Origin of the sequence: Rhizobium sp. Leaf453 (assembly GCF_001425605.1) — a bacterium.
Lineage (GTDB): Bacteria > Pseudomonadota > Alphaproteobacteria > Rhizobiales > Rhizobiaceae > Pararhizobium.
The window spans coordinates 814,668-831,986 of the sequence record NZ_LMRG01000001.1; the positions used below are offsets into that span (position 1 = coordinate 814,668).

The 17,319-nt window shown below is 61.1% G+C and carries 18 protein-coding genes and 1 tRNA gene; 11 read left to right on the forward strand and 8 right to left on the reverse strand.

All coding sequences use genetic code 11. The annotated features are described in order from the left end of the window. The first annotated feature begins 13 nt into the window (after nt 1-13). Both ASG68_RS03920 and ASG68_RS03925 read left to right on the forward strand, forming a co-directional pair. Entirely contained in the window at nt 14-1,000 is a 987-nt protein-coding gene (locus ASG68_RS03920; protein WP_062582971.1) for an aldo/keto reductase, read from the forward strand. Between the two features lie 54 nt (nt 1,001-1,054). Next, nucleotides 1,055-1,483: a DUF1810 domain-containing protein gene (locus ASG68_RS03925; protein ID WP_062582970.1), complete on the forward strand. Its 429-nt coding sequence runs from the start codon at nt 1,055-1,057 to the stop codon at nt 1,481-1,483. A 152-nt stretch (nt 1,484-1,635) separates the two neighbouring features. On the opposite strand, the gene ASG68_RS03930 is transcribed toward ASG68_RS03925, so the two are convergent. Next, a complete protein-coding gene (locus ASG68_RS03930) occupies nt 1,636-2,148 on the reverse strand; it encodes a transglutaminase-like cysteine peptidase (RefSeq protein ID WP_062582968.1) in 513 nt (170 codons plus the stop codon). Nucleotides 2,149-2,388: 240 nt separating this feature from the next. On the opposite strand from ASG68_RS03930, the gene ASG68_RS03935 reads away from it, so the two are divergent. Continuing rightward, entirely contained in the window at nt 2,389-2,808 is a 420-nt protein-coding gene (locus tag ASG68_RS03935) for a hypothetical protein (protein WP_062582965.1), read from the forward strand. A 79-nt stretch (nt 2,809-2,887) separates the two neighbouring features. Here the strand turns inward: ASG68_RS03935 and ASG68_RS03940 are convergent. The 5 genes from ASG68_RS03940 to ASG68_RS03960 all read right to left on the reverse strand — a co-directional run bounded on the left by ASG68_RS03940 (nt 2,888) and on the right by ASG68_RS03960 (nt 9,103). Next, nucleotides 2,888-2,964 (reverse strand) — tRNA-Arg (locus tag ASG68_RS03940). Nucleotides 2,965-3,162: 198 nt separating this feature from the next. Then, on the reverse strand, nt 3,163-4,656 hold the full coding sequence (locus ASG68_RS03945) for a sensor histidine kinase (RefSeq protein WP_062582963.1): 1,494 nt from the start codon (nt 4,654-4,656) through the stop codon (nt 3,163-3,165). A 17-nt stretch (nt 4,657-4,673) separates the two neighbouring features. Then, entirely contained in the window at nt 4,674-6,119 is a 1,446-nt protein-coding gene (locus ASG68_RS03950; RefSeq protein ID WP_062582960.1) for a dihydrolipoyl dehydrogenase family protein, read from the reverse strand. Beyond that, on the reverse strand, nt 6,103-6,909 hold the full coding sequence (locus ASG68_RS03955) for a TVP38/TMEM64 family protein (RefSeq protein WP_082478469.1): 807 nt from the start codon (nt 6,907-6,909) through the stop codon (nt 6,103-6,105). Before ASG68_RS03955 ends, ASG68_RS03950 begins: the two co-directional genes overlap by 17 nt. Before the next feature lie 178 nt (nt 6,910-7,087). Next, nucleotides 7,088-9,103 (reverse strand): methyl-accepting chemotaxis protein, encoded by a 2,016-nt coding sequence (locus ASG68_RS03960; RefSeq protein ID WP_062582958.1) that lies wholly within the window; start codon nt 9,101-9,103, stop codon nt 7,088-7,090. 416 nt (nt 9,104-9,519) lie between these two features. Between ASG68_RS03960 and rpmH the strand changes: the two genes are divergently transcribed. The 3 genes from rpmH (at nt 9,520) to yidC (ending at nt 11,959) form a co-directional block, all read left to right on the forward strand. Beyond that, nucleotides 9,520-9,657 carry a 50S ribosomal protein L34 gene (rpmH, locus tag ASG68_RS03965; RefSeq protein ID WP_037104763.1) on the forward strand — a complete coding sequence of 46 codons (138 nt, stop codon included), beginning with the start codon at nt 9,520-9,522 and terminating at the stop codon, nt 9,655-9,657. Nucleotides 9,658-9,792: 135 nt separating this feature from the next. Beyond that, on the forward strand, nt 9,793-10,188 hold the full coding sequence (rnpA, locus tag ASG68_RS03970) for a ribonuclease P protein component (protein ID WP_062582957.1): 396 nt from the start codon (nt 9,793-9,795) through the stop codon (nt 10,186-10,188). Continuing rightward, complete coding sequence (gene yidC / locus ASG68_RS03975; protein WP_062582955.1) at nt 10,178-11,959, forward strand: membrane protein insertase YidC; 1,782 nt, start codon at nt 10,178-10,180, stop codon at nt 11,957-11,959. The genes rnpA and yidC overlap by 11 nt, the downstream gene beginning before the upstream one ends. 69 nt (nt 11,960-12,028) lie before the next feature. Here the strand turns inward: yidC and ASG68_RS03980 are convergent, their stop codons facing one another. After that, entirely contained in the window at nt 12,029-12,445 is a 417-nt protein-coding gene (locus tag ASG68_RS03980; protein WP_062582953.1) for a tautomerase family protein, read from the reverse strand. Nucleotides 12,446-12,545: 100 nt separating this feature from the next. On the opposite strand from ASG68_RS03980, the gene ASG68_RS03985 reads away from it, so the two are divergent. The 5 genes from ASG68_RS03985 to ASG68_RS04005 all read left to right on the forward strand — a co-directional run bounded on the left by ASG68_RS03985 (nt 12,546) and on the right by ASG68_RS04005 (nt 16,713). Continuing rightward, nucleotides 12,546-13,415 (forward strand): LysR substrate-binding domain-containing protein, encoded by an 870-nt coding sequence (locus ASG68_RS03985; RefSeq protein WP_062582951.1) that lies wholly within the window; start codon nt 12,546-12,548, stop codon nt 13,413-13,415. A gap of 128 nt (nt 13,416-13,543) precedes the next feature. Beyond that, entirely contained in the window at nt 13,544-14,461 is a 918-nt protein-coding gene (locus ASG68_RS03990) for a DMT family transporter (protein ID WP_062582949.1), read from the forward strand. A gap of 83 nt (nt 14,462-14,544) precedes the next feature. Beyond that, nucleotides 14,545-15,198: a ribosome biogenesis GTP-binding protein YihA/YsxC gene (gene yihA, locus ASG68_RS03995; protein ID WP_062582947.1), complete on the forward strand. Its 654-nt coding sequence runs from the start codon at nt 14,545-14,547 to the stop codon at nt 15,196-15,198. A 103-nt stretch (nt 15,199-15,301) separates the two neighbouring features. Continuing rightward, nucleotides 15,302-15,841 carry a DUF1269 domain-containing protein gene (locus ASG68_RS04000; RefSeq protein ID WP_062582945.1) on the forward strand — a complete coding sequence of 180 codons (540 nt, stop codon included), beginning with the start codon at nt 15,302-15,304 and terminating at the stop codon, nt 15,839-15,841. 83 nt (nt 15,842-15,924) lie between these two features. After that, nucleotides 15,925-16,713, forward strand: a complete 789-nt coding sequence (locus ASG68_RS04005; RefSeq protein WP_062582944.1) for a hypothetical protein — start codon at nt 15,925-15,927, stop codon at nt 16,711-16,713. 13 nt (nt 16,714-16,726) lie between these two features. On the opposite strand, the gene msrB is transcribed toward ASG68_RS04005, so the two are convergent. Next, nucleotides 16,727-17,218, reverse strand: a complete 492-nt coding sequence (gene msrB / locus ASG68_RS04010) for a peptide-methionine (R)-S-oxide reductase MsrB (protein ID WP_062582941.1) — start codon at nt 17,216-17,218, stop codon at nt 16,727-16,729. Between the last annotated feature and the right edge of the window lie 101 nt (nt 17,219-17,319).

Here is a 17,319-nt window from a genome sequence, read left to right on the forward strand (position 1 = left end):
GAGGAACCTACCCATGAAAAACAGAACCCTGGGGCGCACAGGCGCCACCATTTCCGAAATCGGCTTCGGCGCATGGCAGATCGGCGGCGCCTGGGGCGATGTGTCGGAGGACGATGGCAAGCGGGCACTGAACGCCGCGCTCGATGCCGGCGTCACCTTCATCGATACCGCCGATGTCTATGGCGATGGCCGCTCGGAAAAGATCATTGCCTCCGTGCTGAAGGAGCGCGGCGGCGAAAAACCCTTCGTCGCCACCAAGGCCGGCCGCCGGCTCAACCCGCATGTGGCCGATGGCTATACCGGCTCCAATATCGAGGCCTTCATCGACCGCAGCCTTGCCAATCTCGGCGTCGAAACGCTCGATCTCGTCCAGCTTCATTGCCCGCCGACGGAGGTCTTCTACCGTCCGGAGATGTTCGGCGCGCTGGACGATCTCGTCGTCAAGGGCAAGATCCGCAATTACGGCGTTTCGGTCTCCACCGTCGAGGAAGCGCTGAAGGCGATCGAATATCCGGGCGTCGCGACGATCCAGATCATCTACAACATATTCCGCCAGCGCCCGCACGACCTGTTCTTCGAACAGGCGCAGAAGAAGAATGTCGGCATCATCGTCCGCGTGCCGCTGGCCTCCGGCCTGCTGTCAGGCAAGATCACCGCAGACACCAGGTTTGCCGATGACGATCACCGCAAGTTCAATCGCAACGGCGAATTCTTCGATGTCGGCGAAACCTTCGCCGGCGTGCCGCTCGATGTTGCGCTGGAAGCCGTGGAACAGGTGCGGCCGCTGGTGCCGGAAGGTGCCACCATGGCCCAGTTCGCGCTCGCCTGGATCCTGCAGCGCAGTGCCGTATCCGTCGTCATCCCCGGTGCCCGCAACGAAGCGCAGGCTCAGGCCAATGCCGCGGCAAGCGACCTTGCACCGCTGTCGGCTGACGCGCTTTCGCAACTGGCCGATGTCTATGAGCGGCTGATCAAGGTGCACGTTCACCAGAAGTGGTAGCAGAACAGCGCCGCGCCGACAGACGGCGCGGCCTTCCAGCGACGAGGTCCATCGATGCAGGATCCCTACCATCTCGAACGTTTCGTCGAGGCGCAGGCGGGGATCTATGACACGGTCCTGTCGGAGCTCGCCCATGGCCGGAAAATGACCCATTGGATGTGGTTCATCTTCCCGCAACTTGTCGGCCTCGGCTCATCGCTCATGGCGCAGCATTTCGCCATCTCGGGACGAGAGGAAGCGGCGGCCTATCTCGCCCATCCGCTGCTTGGCGCGAGACTGGTGGAATGCACGCAAACCGTCGCCGCCCATGCCGGCCAGTCGGCCCATTCTATCTTCGGCAATCCGGACGACCTTAAGTTCCGCTCCTCCATGACCTTGTTTGAAGCGGTGGCAACGGACCCGTCACCCTTTCGCGCTGCGATCGCGCGCTTTTTCGATGGCGAACCCGACCGGAGAACGCTGGACCTTCTTCAGCGCCGTTAGAGCCTGCTACATCCTGGTAAAAAGAACGACGGCGATGATCATCGCGATCGTCACGATGCCGCCAACGGTCAGGGCATAAACGACGCCGTATCGGAAGGGTTTCATGGTTTTCTCCCTGGTACCGGCTCGCTCATGCCGTGGCACGCCGCATGTCACGTCAGGCTGAGAATATGGTAGGCTGCCTCTTCGCGCCGGACAATGGTCTTGCGGATATTGTCGAGCACGAGGTCGCCATCCGACGTGTTGACGATCAGGACCGCATGGCCCGCTCCGGATGGAGTGAGCACCACCGCGACGCGCAGCGCACCCAAGGGAATGCCGGCCTTGATCAGCCTGCTGCGTTTCGTCATCACGTAATCGTCGCAATCGCCCGCTTCCGGCTCCAGCGACCAGACATCGCTTCTCTCTTCAACAGGCTGGATCGCGCGGTTGACGTCGCGATTGACCCGCTGCAGCAAGCCGCTTACTTCGCTGGTATATTCGATGCGGGCTGGCGGGCTTTCCCGGCATTCATCGAGATGGTCGAGGCAATAGAGCGAATAGGCAATAGGAATGAGAGGCCGCCTCGACAGAGCGGGCATGTCAGAATTGATTGCGATCGGCGCTGTCGCAAACGCGAGACCCACAGCCGTAGCGTGAACGATCGTGTGAAAACGGCGCCTCATGGAGACCTCTTCGCAAAAACGTTCGCACAGACACTATCCTGCCGCAGGGAGCGATCGTCAAGCTGGTGGCTGCGAGGCCAAACCGGTCGGAGCCTGCGAAAACTCGAATACGGCAGGCAATCCATGCCGCCCGCCGCATTGCCCCTTGCCGAAAGGCGAAAAGCCCTATTTGCTCCGATGTCCATGGAAAATGCCCGTGATGCGATAGACGTCCAATTCGCCTAACACCGAAAGCCGACGATGAAACATGCCGAGCTGATCAAACGCCTAACGTCCCTGAAGCAGCCGAGCCGAGGCCTCGACGGTGAGATCGGCCTGCTCATCGGTTATACGCGGAGTGTCAGGGTAGAGATCCATCCCGCATCACAAAGGCAAACCAGCGCAGCCGTGTGGCACACTCCGGCCAACAAGGAAACACGGCTGCCCTTTTATACGAAGCTGATGAACGACGCCTACACTTTTGCGCAAACAGCCCTGCCGGAGCAGTCCGGGGGACTCAGTTGGGACGATGCGGGCGGCTCGGCCCGGATGGGCAAGGGTCCCTATATCACCGCTGCAAACGCCGCCATCGCACTCTGCATCGCCGTCCTCGGCAACATGCAACAGGAGGAGCAGGAAGAAGATGTGGAGGTAGAGGAAGTCGATATTGAAACCGACTAAACAGCCGGTCTGCAAGACACCGACTGACTACGTCAAAACGCTAGACTAATCGAAGACGATCAATGGATCGGAAAGAAAATGGCGCACCCGAAGAGATTCGAACTCCTGACCCCCAGATTCGTAGTCTGGTGCTCTATCCAGCTGAGCTACGGGTGCGTGTTGCTGCGGCGGTGAACCGCTTGCGTGGCGATCCTCTAAAACGTCCCATCGGGGATTGCAAGCGCATTTGGGCAAAAAAATTCCGTTTTGTTCGGAACTACAATTTATCATATTGATTTTATATAATTATTCCTTTCACAAAGCTTTCCACACTCAGTCTTCTCTGCAACACCGGCCCTGCTTCCAGAGCTGATGTCAGTGGCGCGCCTTGGAGCGGAACGCGTCGAGCGGGACGGGACGGTCGGGAAGCTCGATGCGAAAGAGCGTGCCCGGCGTGGCCTTCTCCACGAGCGCGATCGTGCCGCCATGGGCCAGGACAAGTTCGCGGGCGATCGCCAGGCCAAGGCCGGTTCCGCCTGATCTCGCGGAGCCGCGGAAGGCGGCAAACAGGTTTTCGCGGGCCTTCGGCGCCATGCCGGGCCCTGTGTCATCGACGGAGATACTGACGACGCTGCCGGTGCGCATGGCCGAGACGCTGACGACACGCGGCAATCCGTCGCCGCCATCGTTCATCAATGCCTGCACCGCATTCCGACAGATGTTATGGACGACGCGGAACAGCTGTTCACTGTCGGCATCGACCTGCAGGTCGTCGGGAATCTGCACATGGAACTCGATGCCTGCATTGGGGTCGATCGCCAGCATGTCGCCGACGTCGCTGACCAGCGGCCGCAAGCGCAGGAAGCGGCGATGCGGTTCTGGCTCGGTGGTACGGCCATAGGACAGGACTTCGGTCGTGTAGCCGACCGCGCGGTCGATGGTGCGCAGGAGTGTCGGCGCAAAACGCTTGACGATGGGGTCATCGACATCGGCGAGGCGATCGGAGATCAACTGCGCCGAGGACAGGATATTGCGCATATCATGGTTGATCTTGGAAACGGCAAGGCCGAGATCGGCAAGATTCTTCTGCTGTTTCAGGGTCTTCTGCAACTGTTGCTGCATCGCGGCCAAGTGCTGGCCGGCGATCGACAGTTCGTCGCGCCCCGGCGCCGGTTCAAGCACACGGCCGGGGTCAGAAGGTTCGGCAGAGAATTCCTGCATGTTGCCGGTCATCCTGCGGATCGGCACGATCATCAGCCGGTTGATGGCGAGGAAGATCAGCATGGCGGTAAACAACGAAATGGCGATCGACAGGAAGAAGACGTTGCGGGAATAGATCAGCATCGCCTTGCGCAGGCTCTTGTCAGACATGACGACCTCGATCACGGCGGCACTGTCGCCAACCGGACCATAAATCCGCACGATCTTGTCGCCACCGAACAGCAGCGTATCGAAGGCATCGCGAATAGCGACGAGCGGCGTCATCGCCGCGACATCATATTGCGCATCGATCTCCGGCGGCATGTCCAAGGCCGCGATCAGCCGCGATTCGTCCTTGCGCCGGAGTACGATCGCCTTGGTGCCGGTCGCCATCAGGGTTTCTTCCTGCACCGGGCGCGGCAGTTCCACGCCCTGCAGGCCATCCACAACCACGCCGGCAGCGGCGGCCGTGTTCAGCCTGTCCTCCAGCCAACGGATACGCATATTGGCAACCGACGGCACGAAGATCAGCACTTCGGCCAGCATCACGAAAACGACGGTCAGCAGCAGCAGCTTGCCGGACAGGCCACGAAAGAAGCCGGCCTTCGCCGGAGACGAGGGGATCGGAGCCGGACGCGCTGCCGCGGTTTCTGTTGTGTCTGCTGCCATGTCGCTGTTCCGTCGCCCTACCCGAAACGCCGTAGAAACCGGATGATCGCCCGGACAAACGGCTTTCGCGTCATCGGCGTATAATAGGCGATGACGGCGCGCTTTCCAATCTCCGACATCGTCGGATAGGGCGCGATGACATTGCGGATATGCCGCAGTCGCTGGCCGTTGGCAATCACCATCGACCACATGTTGATCATCTCGGCTGCACCGGCACCGACGATGCCGACCCCGAGAATCCTGCCGCGCCGTCCGACAACGATCTTGATCAGGCCGGATGTGGCGCGCTCGGCCTGGGCGCGGTCATTTTCCGAATACGGCCATCGCAGCACCTTGACATGGTCATAACGCCTGCGCGCCTCCTCCTCCGTCAGCCCAACGGATGCCATTTCCGGTTCAGTGAAAAGTGTGCGCGGCAAGATGTCCCGGTTTTCATGCACCGGTAGGCGAAACAGGATTTCGCGCAGCACCAGCGACGCGTGATAATTGGCCATATGGGTGAACTGCGGTCCGCCCGCCACGTCACCGATCGCATAAACCCGCCGGTTGTCAGTCCGCATCCTCGTGTCAACGGCGAGCCCCCGCGCGGTTTCACGGATACCGGCCGCCTGCAGCTCAAGACCGACGGTGTTGCCGCGACGTCCGGCGGCCAGCAGCACGGCGCTGCCTTCAACCATATGGGCGCCCTCGCCGTTCTCGCATTGCAGCCAGATGCCATGCGCTGTCTGGCCGGCCGCGAGCACATGGGTGTTTTCAAACAGGGTAATGCCCTCGTCGCGCAACTTGTCGATGACAATGCGCACCAGTTCCGGATCGTCTCCGGCAAGCGCGTCACGCACGTCAATAACAGTCACTGCAGCCCCAAGCCGCCGGTGTGCCTGCGCCATTTCCAGCCCGACCGGGCCGCCCCCGATGATCAGCAAGTGCTCTGGCAGTTGCTTCAGGTCGAACAGGCTTTCATTGGTGAGGTAGTCGATTTCGGCGAGCCCGGGGATCGGCGGCAGGATGGTGCTCGATCCGGTCGCGATGACGAACCGGCGAGCTCGGATCGTCACATCACCGACGGCGACCGTATCGCCATCGACAAACCGCGCCTCGCCCTTGATGACCTGCACGCCCAGGGCGGTGAAGCGCTCGACCGAATCGTTCGGCGCGATTGCGGCGATCACGCCTTGGACATGCGCCTGCACCTTCTCGAAATCGATGACCGGTTCACCCGCACCAACACCGAAGGCGGCGGCCTGGCGAACGGCATGCGCGTGCTTTGCTGCCGCAATCAACGCTTTGGAAGGAACACAGCCATGGTTCAGGCAATCGCCGCCCATGCGGTCGCGCTCGATCAGCACCACCGGCACACCGAACGCAGCAGCGCCGGCCGCGACCGAAAGGCCAGCAGAACCAGCGCCGATCACGCAAATGTCGGGAGTGAGAGTCTTGGCCGTGATGTCAGTTTCTTCCGCCATGGGCAGCCGATCGCTTTTTCTCCCGTACAAATTGCACGATCAGCGGCAGCGCGGCAATGATGGCAAGCGCCATCAGGGAAAATGTCATTTCCGGCACGAGAAAATCGGAGAGCATCAGCGGCTTGTCCCTGGTCGCCGCATCTTCGATGATCCGCTCACAACCCCGGCCGAGCCAGGCATAAACGAAGGTTCCGGGGATGATGCCGACCAATGTGGCGGCCGCGAATGTCCGCAGGCTGACGGCGAAGAAGGCCGGCGCGATATTGACGACGAAAAACGGAAAGATCGGTGCGAGCCGCAACACCAGCAGATAGCTGAAGGCGTTTTTCGAAAAACCCTCGGCAAAACGGCCGAGGAACGGCCCGGCTCTCTGTCTCAGGATATCCCCGAACGCGGTGTGGGCCGCGGCGAAGAGCAGACATGACCCGACCGTCGCCGCCACGACAACGAGGAGGCCGCCGGCGAGCCACCCGAACAGGAATCCGGCAAAGATCGTCAGAACCGACGCGGCCGGAATGGAGAGTGCGACCACAGCGATATAAACGACGAAAAACAGCGCCGCTGCGCGAAGAGGATAGGCGGAAACAAAATCATGCAGGACTTGCCGCTGATCGACGAGCCAGTCGAGCGAGACATATCTATGCAGGCCGAGCCCATAGGCGATGCCAAGGCCTGAGATCAGCAGAAGAAGCGGCGTCACGCGAAAGGCAAGGGAATGCGACGCCGGCGGCAGGCCTTGCGCCCCGGCCGCGGTCCCATGATCTTCCCTGTCGATATCCTGCTGTTTCATGCGCTGGTCGTCACATTCGTTCGGTGAGGAGCATCATTAGAAGGAAAGATCTGCACGAACCAATAACGAATGATCGCGATTAAAAACGTCGCCGTGATCGAAGAACAAAAACGTGAAAGCCCGCGACGATCCTCGATCGTCGCGGGCTTTTGTTCGGATTTGCTTACCTTAACAGGGATCAGAATTCTTCCCAGTTGTCCTTGGAAACGGCTGCGCTTGCTGCCGCTCCACCGCCACCGAAGGCACGGGCAACAGTGCCCATGATCTTGCGGGCCGGCGAGGCAACCGGACGGGTGGTCTCGCGAACCGGCGCAACTGCGGCGCGGCGCGGCGCTGCCCCGTCGTCCAGCTTGAAGTGCGAGACCAGGCGCGCCAGGCTGTCGGTTTCGCCGGACAGCTTGTGGGTCGCGGCGTTGGCCTCTTCCACCATGGCGGCGTTCTGCTGGGTCACCTGGTCCATCTGGTTGACGGCGGTGCTGACTTCGCTCAGGCCCGTCGACTGCTCGCGCGCCGCAAGCGCGATTGAGTGGATATGGTCGTTGATCTTCAGGACCCGTGTCTCGATCTCGCCGAGAACGAGGCCGGTTTCCTGCACCAGCTTGACGCCCGTCGCGACCTCGGAACCGGACTTGGCGATCAGGCTCTTGATGTCCTTGGCGGCGCTTGCTGCACGCTGGGCGAGTTCACGGACTTCCTGCGCGACGACGGCAAACCCCTTGCCGGCGTCACCGGCGCGCGCTGCTTCGACGCCTGCATTCAGCGCCAGAAGGTTGGTCTGGAAGGCGATCTCGTCGATGACATTGGTGATCTGGCCGATTTCGCTGGATGCCTGTTCGATGCGGCCCATCGCATCGACGGCGTTTCGAACGACTTCGCCGGACTGAGCCGCGCTCTGCTTGGCCTCGGTGACCATGACGGTCGCTTCCTGGGCACGGTCGGTCGAGTTGCGGACGGCAACCGTGATTTGCTCGAGAGCGGCCGAGGTTTCCTCAAGCGCGGCAGCCTGCTGCTCCGTCCGCTTCGACAGGTCGTCGGCGGCCGAGCGCAGTTCGCTCGAATTGCCGTTGATCGAGTCCGTGGTGGTGCGGACTTCGCGCATCGTGTTCTGCAGCGTCGACAGCGAGTCGTTGACGTTCTGCTGCAGCTCGGCGAAAGCGCCCTGGAAGTTGCCGGACATGTTCTGCGTCAGGTCGCCGACAGCGAGGCTGGCGATAACGCGGCGCGTCTCGTTGATGCCGCTGTTGACGCTGCTCACGAGTTCGTTGACGCTGGCCGCAAAACGGTTGAGGTCGGCGTTGTCGTAATCCTTTTCGATGCGCTGGGTGAAATCTCCGGCAACGGCTGCGGAAACGACGACAGCGATGCTCGACTGCAGGTCGGCGCTCTTCTGGCGCAGGCCGCTTTCCTGGGCGTTCAACTCGCGCACGGCAAGGCCGTTGCGCTTGAAGACTTCGACGGCACCCGCCATTTCGCCGATTTCGTCCTTGCGGCCGGCAAACGGCACGTCGGCATCGAGATCGCCATCGGCCAGATGTTTCATCGTATCCGTCAGCTGCAGGATCGGCTGGCTGAGCTTGGTGCCGATATAGACGGCAACGCCGGTCCCGACGACAAGGCCGACACCTGCGGTCAGCAGAACGAGCCAGATCATCTGCAGCTCGATCGAATTGACTTCCTGCTGGATCTGATCGAGCGCGGCGCGGTCGGTTTCGACGATGGCGTCGATCTCGGCCTGGAAGGCCTTGCGGTTGGCGCGATTGAGTTCGTTGTTGCCCTGCTCGTTGGCAGCCTGGGGCGAGACTTCCTGGCTGAGGCGCGCCGTCTCCGTGCGGAAAGTACGGAATTCGGCCGCGCGCTTTACCACCGCGTCGAAGGCCGGCAACTGTTCGACCGGGACGAGCGGACGCCACTCTGTCAGCAGCGCATCGATCTTGCCGAGGTTCTTCGTAATACCTTCGGCGAAACCCTTGGACTTTTCAACGGTCGGAGCCGCGTAGATCCCGCGCGCTTCCATGACGACGGCGGTCACCAGGCGATTGAGGTGTTCGCCGTTGTAGGCACGATCCGAGGCATTGTCGAACTGGGCGAGCTTGTTGTTGTATTGGGTAATGACCGTCAGTGCGATGCCGGTCACCACCAGAGCAATCATGCTCATGACAGCGACGATGAGATAAATCTTGCCTCGAATTTTCATGGTTAGTGTCTCCTTTGAGCAGCCTGACCGCGGGAAAGGCAGGCAACTTGCTCGTACAATATCGGGCGACACTATGTCAGCGATGGTTAACGAAGCTCTGCGAGGACCTGTCGAAATCTAGCGAATCCTTGTTAGGACTCTGTTTATGCTTCCACATTAACATCTGCTAATTTCGAGGCCGCCAAACGGCTTATCACGGCCAGGATTGAGCCCATGTTCGTGCCGGAAAAACCTCCGAACCGCGCCAAATCCAGCTTTTCCACGGCAGCAATTGACTTTCGCGGGCCTTTGCACTTATAAGCCGCCCCACGTCCGGACAAGGAACCTTGCCCTCGCGCGAAGTCGTGGCCGGAACGTAACGCTCCCTTGCTAAGAAGCAAACCTAAGAAGGGCCGCACACCGCGGTATTAAAATAAATGACGAAGCGTACCTACCAACCGTCCAAGCTTGTTCGCAAGCGCCGTCACGGCTTCCGTGCACGTATCGCCACCAAGGGTGGCCGCAAGGTTATCGTTGCCCGCCGGGCACGTGGCCGCAAGCGTCTGTCGGCTTAAGGCCGTCTGGCGCGTGCCGCGTCTTCGCGCAGTTAACCTCGCGAAACCTATACGCGCAACCTCGCGGCGCCGGAGCATCCTTCAACTGTCCTCCGGGGCGGTGGATGCTCCTGCTCCAACAAGGAGCGCGGGCGAATGACATCACCCAAGCATAAATCGACTGTCGGGCGGCTGAAAAGCCGGCCGCAGTTTCTTGCTGTGCGCAAGGGAGAGCAGCGGAAGGGTCCGCTGGTCCTTCTCGAAGTTCTCGATCGCGGCGAACCGGACACCGCTGCGCGTGTCGGCTTCACCGTCACCAAGAAGCACGGCAATGCTGTCGAGCGCAACCGGATGCGCCGGCGCCTGAAGGAAGCCGTGCGGCTTTCCGCCGGAATTGCAATGAAGCCCGGACATGACTATGTGATTGTCGCCCGACGCGACGTTTTGAACGCTCCCTTCGAACGGATCCGCAAGGTCCTTGGCGAGCGCATCGAAAACAAGCAAAAACATTCACGGCCGCTGGCCGCTCCAGGAAAGAATGATGCAAAATAACCGCAACTATTTCGTGGCGATCGCCCTGTCGGTACTCATTCTGATTGGCTGGCAATTTCTCTATGTCAACCCGAAGCTGGAGAAGGACCGCATCGCCGCGGAAGCCCAGCAGGCCCAGATGCAGGCGGCCAAGCCGGCAACGGATGATGCCGCGACGACCGCCCAGCCGGCGAACGGAGCGGTTCCGGGCGCTGTCGAGACCCGCGATCAGGCCGTTGCAAAATCGGCGCGTGTCACCATCGACACCGCAGCACTTGCCGGCTCCATCAACCTGACAGGCGCGCGCTTCGACGACCTGAAGCTCAAGGAATACCACGAGACCGTTGACGACAAGAGCCCGTTGATCACGCTGTTCAGCCCCTCCGACACGCAGGACGGCTACTTCACCGAAATCGGCTATATCGGCAATGCCGAGACCGGCGCTGTTCCCGGACCGTCAACCGTATGGTCCGTCAAGAGCGGCGACAAGCTGACGACAGCGACCCCCGTCGTGCTGACCTTCACCAACGACAAGGGCATCATCTTCGACCGTACGATCTCGATCGATGATCATTTCATGTTCCAGATCACCGACAAGATCGCCAATGGCGCCGCAGCACCGGTTTCGCTCTCTGCCTATGGTCGCGTCACGCGCTTCAACAAGCCGACAACCCCGAGCGTTTACGTTCTGCACGAAGGTTTCATCGGTGTGATCGGCGAGCATGGCCTCAATGAAATTGCCTATGGCAAGGTGGAGAACGACGTTCCGGTCAAGCACGAGAAGGCAACGTCCGGTTGGCTCGGCATCACCGACAAGTATTGGGCAGCTGCCATCGTACCGCCGCAGGCGACGGCTTACGAATCGAAGTATGAGCACTTCACCGATGGCCGCCCGCGTTTCCAGGCGGATTACAAGCAGGATGCAGTGACAATCGCGCCCGGCCAGTCGGTCGACCTGAAAACCCTTGTTTTCGCCGGCGCCAAGCAGGTGCCGCTGGTCGATGGTTATGAGAAGTCCTACTCCATTCCGCAGTTCGACCTGCTGATCGACTGGGGCTGGTTCTACTTCATCACCAAGCCGATGTTCAAACTGATGGACTTCTTCTTCCGCTACTTCGGCAATTTCGGTATCGCCATTCTCGCGACCACCATCGTCGTCAAGGGCCTCTTCTTCCCGCTCGCTTCCAAGCAGTACGCTTCGATGGCGAACATGAAGAAGGTTCAGCCGAAGATGGAAGAACTGAAGAAGAAGCACGGCGACGACCGCATGGCACTGCAGCAGGGCATGATGGCGCTCTACAAGGAAGAGAAGATCAATCCGATCGCCGGCTGCTGGCCGATCCTCTTCCAGATTCCAGTGTTCTTCGCCCTCTACAAGGTGATCTATGTCACCATCGAAATGCGTCACGCACCGTTCTTTGGCTGGATCCAGGATCTATCCGCGCCGGATCCGACCTCGCTGTTCAACCTGTTCGGCCTTCTGCCGTTCGCTGTTCCGCATGCGCTGATGATCGGCGTCTGGCCGCTGGTCATGGGCATCACCATGTTCCTCCAGATGCGCATGAACCCGACCCCGCCGGATCCGACACAGGCAATGCTGTTCACCTGGATGCCGCTGGTCTTCACGTTCATGCTGGCAAGCTTCCCGGCCGGCCTCGTCATCTACTGGGCCTGGAACAACACGCTGTCGATCATGCAGCAGGCCTTCATCATGAAGCGCCATGGCGCCAAGATCGAACTGTTCGACAATCTCAAGGGATTGTTCTCCAGAAAACCCAAACCGGCGAAATAGCCGGACAGGTACGCAAAAGCACAAGGCCCCGGATCGTCTCCGGGGCCTTTGTCGTTTCAGGTGTAAGGTTCAGGCGGCTCGGGATACGGCTGCAGCCTGAGCGCGCAACAGACGCCGCTCTTCCTGCGTCACGCCGTCATAGCCCCAGGCATCCGCCTCGACCTCGTCAACGACAACATAAGTCGCGATCGGCAGGTCCGGCCCGAGGATGCGCCTGAACATGTCGGCCACGGCGGCGACGAACTGGGCCTTTTCCTCGTGCGTGTTGGTGCCGCGCGTTACCTTGACGTCGAGATTGGCGGCGACCGGCACAGTCTCCCCGCCGACCGACCAGTGTCCGGGCTCGGCGACATCGACGAGGACTGCCGTCACTTCCGGCCGCTTGCGCATGATATCGACCATGAAGCCTGTCGCCTGCCGCTGCAATTGCCGGATTTCCTCAGCTCCGACGGTGGCGCCGGCGACCTTGATGTGAACGAAGGGCATGACTGAATTCCTTTCTTCTGCCTGTTGACGAGATCAGAATACTGCCGCACATTTATTTTGAAAAATTGGATCTTTAAAACTGAATGTTTTGAAAAACAGAATGGTTTCCGTGGTCAATATCGACATGGACGTGTTGCGCACCTTTGTCACGGGCGTCGATCTCGGCAGCTTCGCCAAGGCTGCCGACCGGCTCGGCCGCTCGCCCTCGGCGATCAGTCTGCAACTGCGAAAGCTGGAGGAGCAGACCGGCCAGACACTGTTTCAGAAGCAGGGGCGCGGACTGGCGCTGACCGAGGCCGGCGAACTCCTGATCGGCTATGCACGCCGCATTCTCGACCTCAATGACGAAGCCCATGCCGCCCTGTCCGGCCTGAAGGAATTGCAGGGCTGGGTGCGCATCGGTCTGCCACAGGATTTCGCCGAGACCTGGTTTCCGGGTCTGCTCGGGCGCTTTGCGAAGACCCATCCGAAAGTCCGCGTCGAGGCACGCGTCGATCGCGGCTCTGCACTGACTGAGGCGGTAACGCGGGGTGATCTCGATCTTGCGCTGACATGGGGAGCTATGGGAAATCCGCAGGCGAAGATCGTTGCCCGGCGTCCCGTCGTCTGGATCGGCTCTGAAGGTTTTCGGCGCGACGAGAGCGAACCGCTACCGCTCATCGCCTTCGACAATCCATGTGCCTTCCGCTCTGCCGGTGTCGAAGCGCTTGAACGGGACAAGATCGCCTGGCGGCACGCCTTCGCCAGTCCCAGCCTCGCCGGTCTCTGGGCTGCGGTGACGGCCGGTCTCGGCGTGACGCTGCGGACGCCGGAGGGCATTCCGTCGCATCTGCGCATCCTCGATCCCCTTGCCTGCGGCTTGCCGGCCCTCGGCACCATCGAACTCGCCCTACATGGCGGTACCGACGACAAGAGCCCGGCGGTGGTACGATTGCGAACGCTGCTCCTGGAAGCAATCGTGGGTGCATAGAAACATCTTCCCGAAACGGCGCAGCTAAGCTAAAGCGCGAGAAATTTGCGACAGACGTTTGTCGCGAATCCCGGCGCCCGCGTCGAGAATCGTCCCTACATTGCCCTGACCGAAACCGGATATCCGCCATGTCGCAACCCGCCGCCATGCCGCAAGCCCCCAGCATGGGTCAACAGAGTTCTCCGCAGGGCATCATGCTCGTGCTCGGCTCGGCGATCGCCTGGAGCTTCGGCGGCACGCTGGCGCGGTTCCTCGACATCAGCGACAGCTGGACTGTGGTCTTCTGGCGCTCGCTGTTTGCCGCCCTGTTCCTGATCGGCTTCATGCTGCTGCGTGACGGGCCGCGTGGCACGGTCCGGCTGTTTCGCAGCATGGGCCTTCCCGGCATCGCCGTTGGCCTCTGCTTCGCCACGGCCTCGACCTCGTTCATTCTCGCGCTCGCCTATACGACTGTTGCCAATGTGGTCCTCATTCAGGCCGGCGTGCCGCTTATCGCGGCGCTGATCAGCTGGCTGGTGTTTCGCGAGCGTATTTCCATGCTCACCTGGATTGCGATCGCGGCGGTCATCGGCGGGGTGGCGATCATGGTCTCGGATTCGCTCAGCGGCGGCGGATCGTGGATCGGTGATGCGCTGGCCATCCTCATCGCCTTCGTCTTCGCGCTGGCGACCATCATCACCCGCCGTTACGCCCATGTCCGCATGACGCCGGCCACCTGTTTCGGCACCATCGTCGCCGGTACGCTTGCCGCCATCATGGCATCCGGCTTTGCCGTGACGCTGCCGGAACTCGGCATCCTCGTGACCTTCGGTGCCCTCAATTTCGGCCTCGGCCTGGCCCTGTTCGTCACCGGTGCCCGGCTGATTCCCTCGGCACTCGCCGCCCTTCTCGGTACGGCCGAGACGGTGCTCGGTCCGCTCTGGGTGGCGCTGATCCATGGTGAGGTCCCGAGCGCCAATACCGTCATCGGCGGCACGGTCGTGCTGGTCGCGCTTCTCTCCTATCTCAGCGTCGAATTGTGGCGGCAGCGGCGCGCGGTCCGCTGAGGAAATGCGTGATCATCGCAAGTTTCCTTGACAGGACGGCGCAAAACCCCGAAGTCCTCTGACAAACGAAGGACGGGACCGCCATGACAGACGCCAAGCCGCAGGACGACAAGCCCCTTTTTGGGCGGCCATGGATTTTCATTCGCGGCGTGCCCTCGATGAAATTCCTGCCTCCGGAAGGGCCGCAGGAGATCGCCTTCGCCGGCCGCTCCAATGTCGGCAAGTCGTCGCTGATCAACGGGCTTGTCGGCCAGAAGGGCCTTGCCCGCACGTCCAACACGCCGGGGCGTACCCAGGAACTCAATTACTTCGTGCCGGACGGCTATTCCGGCGACGCCGGCGACATGCCGCCGATGGCACTCGTCGATATGCCCGGCTACGGCTATGCCCAGGCCCCGAAGGAACATGTCGATGCCTGGACCAAGCTGGTCTTCGACTATCTGCGCGGCCGCTCGACCCTGAAGCGTGTCTACGTGCTGATCGATAGCCGCCACGGCATCAAGAAGAACGACGATGAGGTGCTGGACCTACTCGACAAGGCCGCGGTGTCCTACCAGATCGTCCTGACCAAGACCGACAAGATCAAGGAACCCGCCGTCCCGAAGCTGATCGCCGAGACGCTGGAGAAAATCCGCAAGCGGCCCGCCGCCTTTCCGGAAGTGCTGTCGACCTCGTCCGAAAAAGGTCTCGGCATTGAAGAACTGCGCGACGCGATCAAGGTCGCCATTTCGTCCTGACGTTGCCTGTCATACTACTCTGACATGAAATGTGCTCTATCTACATGCACGGGGTGGCCCTTCGGCGACCTTCGATCTGTCGCATCTTCAAGGAGACACCACCATGTCCGATCTGATTGTCGTGGGTTTTGATACAGTCGAGGAAGCCGACAAGGTCCTTCTGAAGCTGGGGGCGCTGAAAAAGGAATATCTGATCGACCTGGAAGATGCCGTCGTCGTCATCCGCGACGAGAGCGGCAAGGTGCAGCTCAAGCAGAGCCTGAACCTGACAGCCATCGGCGCCACCTCCGGCCTGCTCAGCGGCTCGATCTGGGGCGGGCTGGTCGGCCTTCTGTTCCTCAATCCGCTGGCGGGCTTCGCCATCGGCGGTGCGATCGGCGCGGGCACTGGTGCCCTGTCCGGTTCGCTCGCCGACTACGGCATCGATGACGAGTTCATCAAGTCGCTCGGCCAGACCATTCCCAACAATTCCTCGGCCCTGTTCATCCTCGTGCGCAAGGTCCAGCCGGAAAAGGTTCTGGCGGAATTTTCGGGCCTGCGGGGCAAGGTGCTGAAAACTTCGCTGTCGCCGGAACAGGAAACCAAGCTGCAGGAAGCCTTGTCCGGTACCCAGCCGGAGTCACCGACACCAGGCACGTTCTGACACGACGAGATCTGGAGGGGCGGCACTTGATCGCCATCCGTGCGACCGGTAAGGGGTAGAACCCTTCCGGCGACAGTCCCCTCATGCTCTTCCTGAAACTCACCCTCGTTCCTGCCGTCCTCCTTGCCGTCTCGCTGGCGGGCAAGAGATGGGGACCTTCGATTGCGGGATGGCTTTCAGCGCTGCCGGTGGTGGCGGGTCCGATCCTCTATCTCCTCACCCTGGAACAGGGACCGCATTTCGGCAGCATCGCAGCGACCCTTTCGATGTCGGCGATCGCTGGCTCGGAAGCCTTCAATTTCGCCTATGGCTGGACCTGCCGTTTCCATGGTTGGGTCGTCTCGGTCACGGTGGCTCTCATCGTCTGGGGCTTCGTTGCGCTGGGGCTTTCCATGCTGCCGGTATCGACCCCCATCGCCCTCCTCTGCGGGCTGGGAGCGACGCTCTTTTCGCAGATGTTCCTGCCGCGCAGCCGTTTTGCCGCGATCGGCAAGGCACTCCGTCGCAGCGACATCGCGACCCGCATGCTGGCCGGTGCGATCCTGACACTTGCTGTCACATCGCTCGCTTCGGTGGCGGGACCGCGCTGGAGCGGGCTTCTGGCCGTCTTCCCGCTGCTTGGCATCGTCCTGTCGGCATCGTCTCACCGGGCGTCAGGACCGGAATTCGTCATCTCGATGCTGCGCGGCATGGTGCTGGGGCGGTTCGCTTTCGCGGCCTTTTGCCTGGTCCTGGCCGTATGGCTGCCCACCGGTAACACCAATCTCGTCTTCATGGCGGCGAGCGTGGTTTCGCTGGCTGTGCATGGCGTGAGCAAGACGCTCATGCCATCCGCCCCGCTCACCGTACCTGCTACAGCCAAAATCGACTGAAGGGTCAGCCGCTTCAGGCAGCGGTGGCAGGCTTGAACGTCATCGCCATGCCGTTGATGCAGTGGCGCATACCGGTCGGTTGAGGGCCATCGTCGAAAATATGGCCGAAATGACCGCCGCAGCGGCGGCAATGACATTCCGTCCGTACCATGAAAAACGACGTATCCTCTCGCTTGCCGACGGCGTTCGGCAGCGATTCCCAGAAACTCGGCCAGCCGGTGCCGCTATCATATTTGGCGTCGGACGAGTAGACTGGCAGGTCGCAGCCTGCGCAATGGAAGATTCCCTTCCGCTTCTCGGTGTTAAGTGCGCTGGTAAAGGGACGCTCGGTGTCCTCGTGGCGCAGGATCTGGTACTGCTCCTCCGTCAGCATCGCCTTCCATTCCGCGTCCGTCTTCGTCACTTCGAATGCCTCCTCCGCGAAGGATGTCGATGTGAAACCGCGAAACATCGCCGCCGTAACCAACGCGGTGCCGGAGATGAGAAAAAAGCGGCGGCTTGTCATGGTAATCTCCCGTGCAGTGAGCGTCGAAGGCGCTTCGTTGACACCAAGCTAATATTGTCCTGCGCGGACGACAAAACAATTGCCGATCAATCCCGCGTGAG